Origin of the sequence: Microcystis sp. 49638_E5 (assembly GCF_021300285.1) — a bacterium.
In the GTDB taxonomy this organism is placed as follows: Bacteria; Cyanobacteriota; Cyanobacteriia; order Cyanobacteriales; family Microcystaceae; genus Microcystis; species Microcystis aeruginosa_C.
Genome location: NZ_JAJTDH010000094.1, coordinates 1 through 10,503 on the forward strand (window position 1 = coordinate 1; position 10,503 = coordinate 10,503).

Consider the following 10,503-nt stretch of genomic DNA (forward strand, 5'->3'; position numbering starts at 1 on the left):
GAGCCAGGATCAAACTCTCCATGATGAATCGTTTGATTCTTTTGACTTTTTTTTGTCTCCCCCTTGCGGGTTTGACTTTTTTGTTATAGAATTGCTTCTAAACGAGGCTGTTTTACTTGGCTTTCAAACTATTGTTTTGTCTAGGTTCGAGCGTCGTTTGTTTCGCTTCGCTTTCGCTTTGCTTCAACCGCGCATTTACCAATGTATCTAACTTCCCTAAGTTTGTCAACCCCTTTTGGCAAAATTTTTTGATCTTTTTTCTATCCCTTGCTACGTAAGCTTTTCAGCTATTCCCCCTTTTTCTGGTGGGGCTTTTTTGTCTAGTAATTTTGTTCTAATTAGCTCTTGATGGTGGTGACAGCGTTTTTCATAAGTGGGAACTGTTTAGGCATCAAATAGGGCTGCAGTGGCTGAAATAACTGCTTAGTAAGGGTTTCAGCCCCGTGGCCGAACGAGAAGGTCAAACATTGAATGCCCCGCTCAAATCGCAGTCCAGCAATTACCAACCCGATCCACTCGGTTCGATCAGTTAGAATCAAGATATGGAAAAAAAATTATTTAGGGTTTGCTGAATAAACCTTAAAACCTTGTTGGGTAAGACTTTTAGACTTTTTTCCCCTCAAAAAGTGCCAGCACTTGGAGTGATCGGGGGAAAAATTCAGGTACTTTTTCCCTGAAAATTAGGTAGTTGACCACCTGAAAATCGGTACAACCCTACACCCCACACCCCACACCCTGCCCCCACGAAAAACTTTTTGCCGCAAACCTATTTATTTTCGGGAACCTTTGCTAACTTCTCCCGTCCTCAAGCCCTGAGTGAGGAGTTTATATCCTTAGAGGAAATCCCATGAGTCAATCGATTCCAGCATCTTGGTCACTCGAGGCCAAAAAGTCTCAAAACCCCGTGTCCCCTGACAAACTCTCCAACTATGATCTGATTGCACGCTGTCAGGAAGGGTGTCAGCCTGATCGGGCAGCTTTTGCGGAACTGCTGCGGCGCTATCAAGCTCATATTGATAAATTACTCTATCATTTGGCTCCCGATTGGCAAGATCGCGCTGATTTGGCTCAAGAGGTCTGGATTCGCGTCTATCGCAATATTAACCGTCTCCATGAACCCCTCAAGTTCCGCGGTTGGTTAAGTCGCATTGCTACTAATCTTTTTTACGACGAATTGCGGAAACGCAAGCGGGTTAATCACCCCATTTCCCTCGATGCTCCCCGACGCGTGGAAGATGGCGAAATCGATTGGGATATCGAGTCCGATTACCCCAGTCCCGATGAACATCTCACCACCCACGAATTCTACGATCAATTACAGGCGGCGATCGCTGATTTACCAGAAGCTTTTCGGACAACTATTATTCTCCGAGAAATTGAAGGCATGGCCTACGAAGAAATTGCCGAGATCACGGGAGTTTCTTTAGGAACTGTTAAATCTCGGATTGCTCGCGCTCGCGCTAAATTACAATCTGTTTTACAGCCCTATTTTACAGAAGGCTAAAGAATATTGTGGTGATTCGGCACTAACGGCCGAAGTGAGGAGTCGTTAAATTTAACTAGCTCCGTGCTGGTGAAAAGTGATTGCATACCGATCGCTTCTGGTCGAGGTCAACCATGAATAATTATCAACCCGAAGACGTTCAATGGATCAAGTCTTTGTTACGTCACGATGACAGCGATTGCAACTCCGCAACCGAGGATATTTTGTTCTTAGATGAGGATAACGAAGAAGCTGATCGTTTTGATTTAATTAGCGCCTATATTGATAACGAAGTAACGGTAGAGGAAAGGAAGCTAGTTCAGCATTGGTTAGACCATGATGCTGCCGCTAAAAAACTCTATCGGCAGCTCTTGGGATTACAAACTAATTTAAGGCAGATTCCCGCACCGGTTACTATTGCCAGCGACCGATTGGCAGAACAGGTGTTCAGAAAAGTCGATGGTCAGCGTCGTCGGCAATATTATGTTTATGGTGGCGCAATTTTCACCGCCATGGCGATCGCTGTTGGCTCCTACTTCGTCTCCGAACGCAATGATCCCCTCTCCCAAATGGCGAGCAGTCCGGGCAGTATTAGCCAAGAGGGAGACCATTTGATGATTGCTCTCAACCATCCAATTATGGAGATTCCCGCAGCGGAAAAGCCAAAAGAGAATGGCCAAAGGTAAGGATCTATGGGGATAAATGCCAGCATTCTCGTGCGATCGCCCAATCTTCCGCCGTAGCAATTACCATCACTCGCACTTTAGATGTCTCGGTGGCGATATCCTCATCCCGGGGACGAGCGGCATTTTTAGCTAAATCTAACTCTAAACCCAAAAAAGACCAGCCTTGACTGGCTTTTTCCCGTACTAAAGCTGAATTTTCGCCGATTCCTGCCGTAAATACCAACACATCCAACCCCTCCAGAGAAGCAATCATCGATCCGATTAAACCTTTCAGACGATGAATATACATCTCAAATGCTAATTTTGCCCTCTCGTTACCTTCGGCCATCGCCGTGGTAATTGCCCGCATATCCCCAGAAATACCCGAAATTCCCTTTAAACCGGATTCTTTATTGAGTAAACTATTTAAACTATCGGGATTATATTGATATTCTCGCTCTAGATAAATCAGAATCCCTGGATCGATCGAACCGCTGCGGGTTCCCATCATCAATCCCTCTAGGGGAGTAAATCCCATAGTAGTATCGACACTTTTACCCCCCTTGACTGCCGATAGGGAAGCACCATTGCCCAGATGACAAATCACCATTTTCAAGGATTCTAGGGGTTTTCCCAACAATTCGGCTGCCCGTTGCGAGCAGTACTGATGACTGGTGCCATGGAAACCATAGCGACGGATTCCCAGTTCACTCCATTGGTAGGGAATGGGATAAAGAGAAGACTCAGGAGGGATAGAACGATGAAAAGCGGTGTCAAACACTGCTACTTGAGGAACATCGCCCAAAACTTGCTCGATCGCCTCAATTCCTTCTAAATGAGCGGGATTATGGCTAGGAGCAAGGGGGATCAGCTTTTTAATCGTTTCTTTGACTGGGGGAGTGATCATGGTTGCCTGTGAATATTCCGTGCCACCATGGACAACTCGATGACCGACTATACTAATGTCGGCGAAATTGGCCAGTACCTTAGTTTCGCCAGTGACTAAGGTATCTAACATCCGAGCAATTGCCGCCGGACGGTCTTGACTAGAAAGATTAATTTCCTGTTTAATTCCCTTGGCTTTTACCGTTAAAACCCCGTAATCAGGGTTAACTGTCCAATCGATCCCCGCTGCCCAAATTGGTTGGGGAGGATGGGAGGGGAGAATATCTAAATCGTATAAACAACTTTTTTGACTGCTCGATCCCGCATTTAAGACCAGAATTTTCATAGAAAAGCTCAATTAGGAGGTGGCCTATGGCGATCATAATCAAACTCAGGTTAAGTCTAGATAAAATCGCTGACTTTTCGGGTTTTTCTTCAAGAAAATTTTATCCGGCTGTGATCACCCATCCCTGACTTGAAAGAGGGTGTAGGGTGTGGGGTGTGGGGTGTAGGGAAGGAAACCTCTTTCATCTCTGGTGGTGAAAATTTTTTCATCGAGACTGACTCGGGCAATATTACAAAACTTTATCAAAAAAAAAGTCAAAATAGAGCCTCTAGGGTTATAAAATACAAGAATGCCCCTTGTGAAATTGATCCAAGAAGCTACCTCTGATGCAAGTTAAGGCCTCTATAGTGGATTTAGAGCTAGTTCTCGTCCTTTTCACCAGTGGAATGTCAACATCGCACCACGAATCTCTAGAATGGAATTTTTGCGTATTCTAGATAACCGTGATTACTAGAGGATTTCTTAAGTATGTCAGAGGTTACTGCCGTTACAGATGCCACCTTTAAAGATGAAGTTTTAGATAGTGCCAACCTTGTCCTAGTGGATTTCTGGGCTCCTTGGTGCGGCCCCTGTCGAATGGTGGCTCCCGTTGTCGCAGAAATTGCCGAAATGTTCATAGGGAAAGTCAAGGTGGTGAAACTCAACACCGACGAAAACCCCAATATCGCTAGTCAGTATGGGATTCGCAGTATTCCTACTCTGATGATCTTCAAAGAAGGTCAAAAAGTTGATATGGTGGTCGGGGCTGTACCGAAAACCACTTTAGCTACCACCATAGATAAACACCTGAAACCGAATGATCCTCAAAAGGGGTCAGAAAGTTGATCTAGTGGTCGGGGCTGTACCGAAAACCACTTTAGCTAATACCCTAAATAAGCATTTGGGGGTTAACTAGGTTTTCTGGTAACGCATACCGGGTAACTGAGTCACTAAACCTATTAATTCTAATTCCAATAAGATCCCCGCCACTTCTGAGGTGGGGATTTGCATTTTTTGAACAATAATGTCAAACAACAGGGCATCTCTGTCAAATAACTGATACACTTGTGCTAGTCTAGGTTCTAGATTGACTGGAGGAGCAGGATTAACGGCCGGGGATGTCTCTAGAGGGAGTGAAGGGGAGAGATTAACCGGTGCAGATTGGTTCGTGGTGGGAATTGCCCCCAACATTTCTAATAATTTCTCCTCAGAAACGATAATTTCCGCTCCCTGATGAATCAGTTGTAAACAACCTCTAGCGGCAGCAATATCGGGAGAATTGGGTAAAGCATAGATATCGCCGCCAAATTCGTTAGCATAACTGGCCGTAATCAGGGAGCCAGACCTTTCGGGGGCCTCGATAACAATAGTCGCGCGACTTAAACCGGCGATAATGCGATTACGACTGGGAAAATGGGCTTTATTCGGTTGAGTTGCGGCGGGATGTTCACTAATGACTAAACCCTGCTTTTGGATGTCCGCGTGTAGCTGCCGATGACGACTAGGATAAACCACATCGACCCCCGTTCCCAAGACGGCAATCGTCCTTCCCCCTGCTTTTAAACAGCTTTGGTGTGCCTCGCCATCAATTCCTTCGGCCATACCAGAAACAATAGTAAATCCCTGTTGGGCCAAAAGGGTACTTAAGCGCCGCGCCCAGCGCCGGCCGTGATCCGTGGGGTTGCGAGTACCCACAATGGCGACGGTGGGGATATTTCCCTGATTTTCCTCTAAATTGACCTTTCCTTGATAGTAAAGTAAGGGGGGAGGACTGGGAATTTCCCGGAGAAAGCGGGGATATTCTGGGTCGCTAGGAGTCCAAAAAAGGGGGTTTTTCTGGATATGTTCGGAGAAAAGAGCTTCTGGGTCAATTTGCGATCGCCCCTCCCGTACCGCTACCATTGACTTTTTGCCGAATCCTGCCACTTCTGCGATCGCAGAATCGGAGGCATTCCAGGCCACAGCGACACTGCCAAAATGCTGATAGAGTCGCTTTAGGGAAATTGACCCAACTCCAGCAATACTTGACCATGCTAACCAATAAACGCGATCGTCTGTCAATTTGAAAAGCTCCTCAGACCAGGTAATATTTTCAGTCAGTTTTAACCGACTGCGGCCAGATGACCTTAATTTATTTTAATCTTGCCGGAATCTTTTCCATTAGTTGTTGAGGTATGGTTGAGCCTCGTCCATGTCTTTCACTTTTTTAACAGGTGAATAAGTTGTTCTTGATCTTCTGGGGGAAGTTGTTCGGTTGCCTCTAGTATTTCTGCAAAAGTGGCTTGAGTCATGGTTTTAGTTGGTTATAGTGGTCTTTGGAGCCAATTGTAGCAGTAAGGGTAGAATATCTTAGCATAGCGTAACGGATATAACAGACAAATTTATTGTAATTTAAAGCTAAAAACTGCGTTAAATAATGCCCCCGAAGAAATCAGTGATCGTATTTTTTTTAAGAACGTAGAATATCGGACAAAATATCTACAATTAAGGTTTGGGTTTTTAATGATAATGAGCCTAGTTCACGCTGAATCAGTGAAGAGCGAAGTGTTACTAAATGATCAAGTCTGATGGCTGACGATTTGCGAAGACCACTGATCATAAAATCTGGATTTTCTGGTCTTAGAATAATATCTGTATGAAGGGGATTTTCTGGAATACGACTGGTAATTAGGGCAAAGATAATGTGTTGATAGCCTCCAATTTGATTGGTTAGGCAATAAGCAGGACGAACCTTACTGGAAGATAAATCGTCGAAGGGAAATTGAATTAATACAATTTTACCCTTCATTAGTTACAGGTTGTCCATCGTTAAGAGTATAAATATCTTCTTCGGGATCTTGCAGAAAAGCAAAGCTAGGGTTATGGGAAACGGCATCTAGCCAGTTTTTTTCGTTCAGTTCATCCTCCGACATCAAAAGAATGACGCGCACAAACCGATCTTTTTCTTGGGGAATAGGATGATCAAGTTGAATTTGTCCTTGGGTATTGAGGATACCAGTGGTTTCAATCGCACGCATAGCAAAACCTAAAAGAAGTGATTCGATTCTAACATTAAAGTAACCATAAAAAGCGGTGACGGGCAACTACAGCGATCTCCATTCTCAGGCTCCCCCTATTAGACTTCATCTTTTTATTGGTTATTGGTGCGCTTCCATATAGGCTCGGAGCAACTGATAACAGTTAACAGTTAACAGTTAACTGCTAACTGTTAACTGATTAGGAGAGATCGCACACAACCCGAAACCCGTGTCCGTAGCCGAGAACATCCATGTCGCCGCGATACGCGGAACGGCAAAGTCCGGGATAGGAGTCACAAGCGCCGCCACGGAGTGATGATTTGATACCTAGATAATTACCCCATGGAATACTGCCATTTTTTTTAATATTGTCTGGTTTGGTTGCATAACTTGCGTGATATTTATCCGCACACCATTCCCAAACATTGCCGTGCATATCATAAATTCCCCAAAGATTAGGTCGCTTTTGCCCAACAGGATGAGTTACATTATCTGAATTATCAATAAACCAGGCATAATCTCCTAGTTGACTTTCATCATCGCCAAAACTAAATCGGGTTTCTGTGCCAGCGCGACAGGCATATTCCCATTCTGCTTCTGTAGGCAAACGGTAGTTTTTTCCGGTTAACTTGCTCAGTTGTTTACAAAAGACTTCAGCATCATCCTTACTAACAGATTTTACTGGGTTCTGGGAATTTCGTGAAAAACTTGAACTAGCTTTTTCCATCACCGCTTGATACTGTGCTTGGGTGACGGGATATTTGCCTATCTGAAATGCTGGCACAATTACTTCATGTATCGGTTTTTCATCTTCATACTCATTAGAACCCATGTTAAATTTACCGGCGGGTATATCCACCATTTCTAAGTGAAAGTCTGGAGGCAATGAGGTAATATTTTGGCTAATTTTTATATTTTGACTAATTTGTTTTCGTTTTTGTTTTCGTTGAATAGGCTCATTAGCTGACCGAATTACCCTAGGTGATACTTGTAATAATTTATCAACATTTACCTCTGCCAAGCTAAATTTAGAGTTAGCTGCCAATTTGTCATGACCGTAAGCCATTAAAGCTTTTAGCTTAATATGACTACCCCAATAGCGAAGCGACTCTTCATATTCTTTGGTTTTTTCTTCATCTAGTGCAAATTCTTCTAATTTTGCTAAAATTTTCTTATCATTTTCTAAATCTGACAATAACAATGGCCATTTTAAACTAATCGCAGTAAATTTACCTAACTGTTCAAAAGTTAGAGAAGGAACTAACAAATTATCATTCTCATCTCGCTCCTCAAAAAATAAACCAGTTTCATTAGCGATATAAACCTTGAGACGAAAGACATTGATAAAGTGTTTAATCCGTCGCGGATTGTAATCCAATGCGGGAGCCACCATCATAATGATATTCCGCACTGTTTGGGAATCTCTATTATCAGATTTGTTGACTTGAATCGCTTCTAATCGCTTAATTACAGATGCTCGTGCTTTCTCTTTTTCGGTTTGTTCAGATTCTATCGAAGGATTATCTAGAGACAAGTTTTTTAAATCACTTGTCTGATTACTTGTTGCAGAAGTGAGATGCTTTTGCGAATTATTTCTCTGGGGTAAAGCTAACTTAAACTTACCCCAGAATGACTGAAAAAATGTAAAATGAGGTTTAGCTGGCTGTAAATTGGGAGGAGTTGAAGTAGCAAGCTGAATCAAAAAACGCTCAAAATCTGACTGGGATGGTTGGGGAACTAAAAAGGGAAGCTGGACAAACTTTTCAATGAAAGTATAACCATAAGCTAACCCTTTATTAGCACTACGTCTCGCTAAAATATCAGGATCAATTTCTGTGGTTTCTGACGGTAAATACTTGAGAATGTTTTCGTATTTTACCGCTAAACTAGCGGCTACTTTTTCTCTGTCCATTCCTAAAATAAACACCACTGAAGGATCATCAGCAATCATCAAGTTAATCGCTTGCATCAAGTCCGCTGATTTTGGATGTTCACAACGATCTAAATCGTCAATAAATACATATACTCGATCATTGCCAATATAAGCATCAACAATTTTAGCAAAATCTTCATGAAATTCTTCTACAAATGCCGATTGTTTTTTATAATCTGGGGCTTCTATGTATTTAATTAGGTTGTTTTTAGGGTTTTGGAGTAACCTTTGAAAATTTCTCGATAAACTCTTAATACCAGCAAAAATTCCTGCTCCTGATAAAGTTAAACCTCCGGCGGTAAATAACAGTTTAAAAACTGAATTAATTTTACTCCAAAAAACATCTTGAGAGGTTGTTGCTCTGATTAATTCGTTAATTCCTTCAACTCCATAAATGATTAAAATAAAAGGAATGGCAATTGAGGCACAAATCACAAAAATTATTAATGGTAAAGCTTTAATTAATTCAAATAAGCCTTTTTCTAAGTTAAAACGCAATAATTGTAATTTAAAATGGCCTAGGATAATTCGAGGCAAATCTCGCCAATTTTTGGGCGTAGAAATCTGCTTAATAAAAGACAGCGCAAAAGCTGCCCATACCGACTCCGCTTTATCGTGTCGCCAAGCATTAAACCAAACCGTCCGACCTCCCTTTTTTCGTAAATATTCCTCTAACATTTTCATAAAAGAAGACTTGCCACTACCCCACTCTCCCTCAACCGATAAAGTTAGGGGTGGTTGTGTCTGCTCATGCAACAAAAATTCAGCGATCGCTATTACATAAGGCTCAAATCCGAGAGCATCATTATTAGTCGCTTGATCGCTGACGCTAGTATTGCGGATAGATTCAGGAGAATCGGACATGGTAGTTATTTTTAGGTGACAGAGAACGGAGAAGAAAATAAGACCTCTTGCATAAATCCGAAAACAAACGATAGAAACAATAATGGGAGGGACTTTCAGTTAATTATTTATTAGTAGTTGATAATCTTCAAAAATGTTGCTGTACAAGGATCGAATTAAGACTTTTGCAAGAGGTCTATTATGTGCCAAAATTCAATAAGCGAGAGCGCCTTTTTCCCTAACCAAAAAGGAAGGCTTTTAAACCTTCCTTACCATAGAATTGGTCATTTATTGCCGTTTGCGAGCCAATAAACCCAGAGAACCCACCGCTAATAAACCTAAAAGGGTGCCTGGTTCGGGGGTTGTCTGTGTCTGGGCAGGTTGAATGGTCCAGTTAGCAGCAACTATATTACCTGATACATTGGTCAAATCGACAGAGTAGTCGAAATTATTAGTATAGTAAACAGCATTGGACCCACTCACGAACCATGCGTTAGGTGTTTGTGTAGAATTGGTTGAGACGACATTGAGATTAGTAGCATCATACCAATCAGAAGGAACAGCCGTTAACTGTCCTGAGGCATTGGTGACAAAGCTTCCTGTGCTAACACTCAACCCATCACCCCCATTAGGATTAAAGGTGGTAACGTGGGCCACATTACCAAAGTTGAAGGTGACAGTCACAATGTCACTGGCGTTCCATGTTTGGTTGAACAGGGAAGTTCCCCCATTGTCAAGCTGATAGGTGATAACCGCAGTATCACCGACAATAACGTTATCGACATCAGCATAGAAAACAGTATCCGTATAGGTAGCGGTAAAAATGGCGGCATGGGCGGGAATGGCAGTGAAAACGGCACAAGTCACCCCAGGAAGGCAAAGGGCTTTTAGCAGTTGATTAGTCATTTTTGATTGATTGACAAGTTAATTTCATGGCTAAGAATGGGGAAAAACTGCTCGTTATACCCCATAAATCATTGCTTAACAGCAATAAGCAGCCTCATTCTACCCCCCCCCCGAATTTGTCAAGTATTCTCCGTTTTTTATTGATGAATCCGGAAAAAAGCCCATCAGGGAGAGACTGGAAGGGTTCGCCAAGGAAACATCTTAAATTAATCAGTAATGATTAAGATTGAGCTATTTTAGGGGTTAAAGTCGGTCCTTATTCCCCCCTTTATTAAGGGGCGTTAGGGGTGAGCAAAACGTCCTAATCTTAGCGCGTAGTGCTATAAAATAAGAGCATGAAAACTGACACGATTTTTTATCAACTCTTTCAATCATTCCCCTCTATCTTCTTTGAATTAATTCAACTCCCTATCAGCGAAGCCAATAACTACCGCTTTGACTCAGTG

Annotated in this window: 11 protein-coding genes; 5 read left to right on the forward strand and 6 right to left on the reverse strand. The window is 42.5% G+C overall.

All coding sequences use genetic code 11. From position 1 onward, the window contains the following. The 3 genes from LW728_RS19415 to LW728_RS19425 all read left to right on the forward strand — a co-directional run. On the forward strand, positions 1-211 hold a 211-nt coding region (locus LW728_RS19415), incomplete at its 5' end, for a hypothetical protein (RefSeq protein ID WP_287767749.1). Positions 212-847: 636 nt separating this feature from the next. Then, positions 848-1,504, forward strand: coding sequence for a sigma-70 family RNA polymerase sigma factor (locus tag LW728_RS19420; RefSeq protein ID WP_002802236.1), 657 nt, complete (start codon positions 848-850; stop codon positions 1,502-1,504). A 113-nt stretch (positions 1,505-1,617) separates the two neighbouring features. Continuing rightward, positions 1,618-2,169, forward strand: coding sequence for an anti-sigma factor family protein (locus tag LW728_RS19425; protein ID WP_287767751.1), 552 nt, complete (start codon positions 1,618-1,620; stop codon positions 2,167-2,169). 4 nt (positions 2,170-2,173) lie between these two features. Here LW728_RS19425 and LW728_RS19430 read toward each other — a convergent pair whose 3' ends face one another. Next, the gene (locus LW728_RS19430) at positions 2,174-3,379 is read right to left on the reverse strand and encodes an acetate kinase (protein WP_287767753.1); all 1,206 of its coding nucleotides are present in this window, start codon (positions 3,377-3,379) and stop codon (positions 2,174-2,176) included. A gap of 468 nt (positions 3,380-3,847) precedes the next feature. Here LW728_RS19430 and trxA point away from each other — a divergent pair, with 468 nt between their 5' ends. Next, positions 3,848-4,204 carry a thioredoxin gene (gene trxA, locus LW728_RS19435; protein ID WP_002802246.1) on the forward strand — a complete coding sequence of 119 codons (357 nt, stop codon included), beginning with the start codon at positions 3,848-3,850 and terminating at the stop codon, positions 4,202-4,204. 66 nt (positions 4,205-4,270) lie between these two features. Here trxA and dprA read toward each other — a convergent pair whose 3' ends face one another. The 5 genes from dprA to LW728_RS19465 form a co-directional block, all read right to left on the reverse strand. Further along, a complete protein-coding gene (gene dprA, locus LW728_RS19445) occupies positions 4,271-5,419 on the reverse strand; it encodes a DNA-processing protein DprA (RefSeq protein WP_002802248.1) in 1,149 nt (382 codons plus the stop codon). A gap of 388 nt (positions 5,420-5,807) precedes the next feature. Beyond that, positions 5,808-6,146 carry a type II toxin-antitoxin system PemK/MazF family toxin gene (locus tag LW728_RS19450; RefSeq protein ID WP_287767755.1) on the reverse strand — a complete coding sequence of 113 codons (339 nt, stop codon included), beginning with the start codon at positions 6,144-6,146 and terminating at the stop codon, positions 5,808-5,810. Continuing rightward, entirely contained in the window at positions 6,136-6,375 is a 240-nt protein-coding gene (locus tag LW728_RS19455; protein WP_002750429.1) for a hypothetical protein, read from the reverse strand. The genes LW728_RS19450 and LW728_RS19455 overlap by 11 nt, the downstream gene beginning before the upstream one ends. Before the next feature lie 199 nt (positions 6,376-6,574). Continuing rightward, positions 6,575-9,172, reverse strand: a complete 2,598-nt coding sequence (locus tag LW728_RS19460) for an SUMF1/EgtB/PvdO family nonheme iron enzyme (RefSeq protein ID WP_287767757.1) — start codon at positions 9,170-9,172, stop codon at positions 6,575-6,577. A gap of 267 nt (positions 9,173-9,439) precedes the next feature. Beyond that, complete coding sequence (locus tag LW728_RS19465) at positions 9,440-10,057, reverse strand: PEP-CTERM sorting domain-containing protein (protein WP_287767760.1); 618 nt, start codon at positions 10,055-10,057, stop codon at positions 9,440-9,442. 335 nt (positions 10,058-10,392) lie between these two features. On the opposite strand from LW728_RS19465, the gene LW728_RS19470 reads away from it, so the two are divergent. Next, positions 10,393-10,503: DUF2887 domain-containing protein (locus LW728_RS19470; RefSeq protein ID WP_287767761.1), on the forward strand; the 111-nt coding region annotated here is incomplete at its 3' end.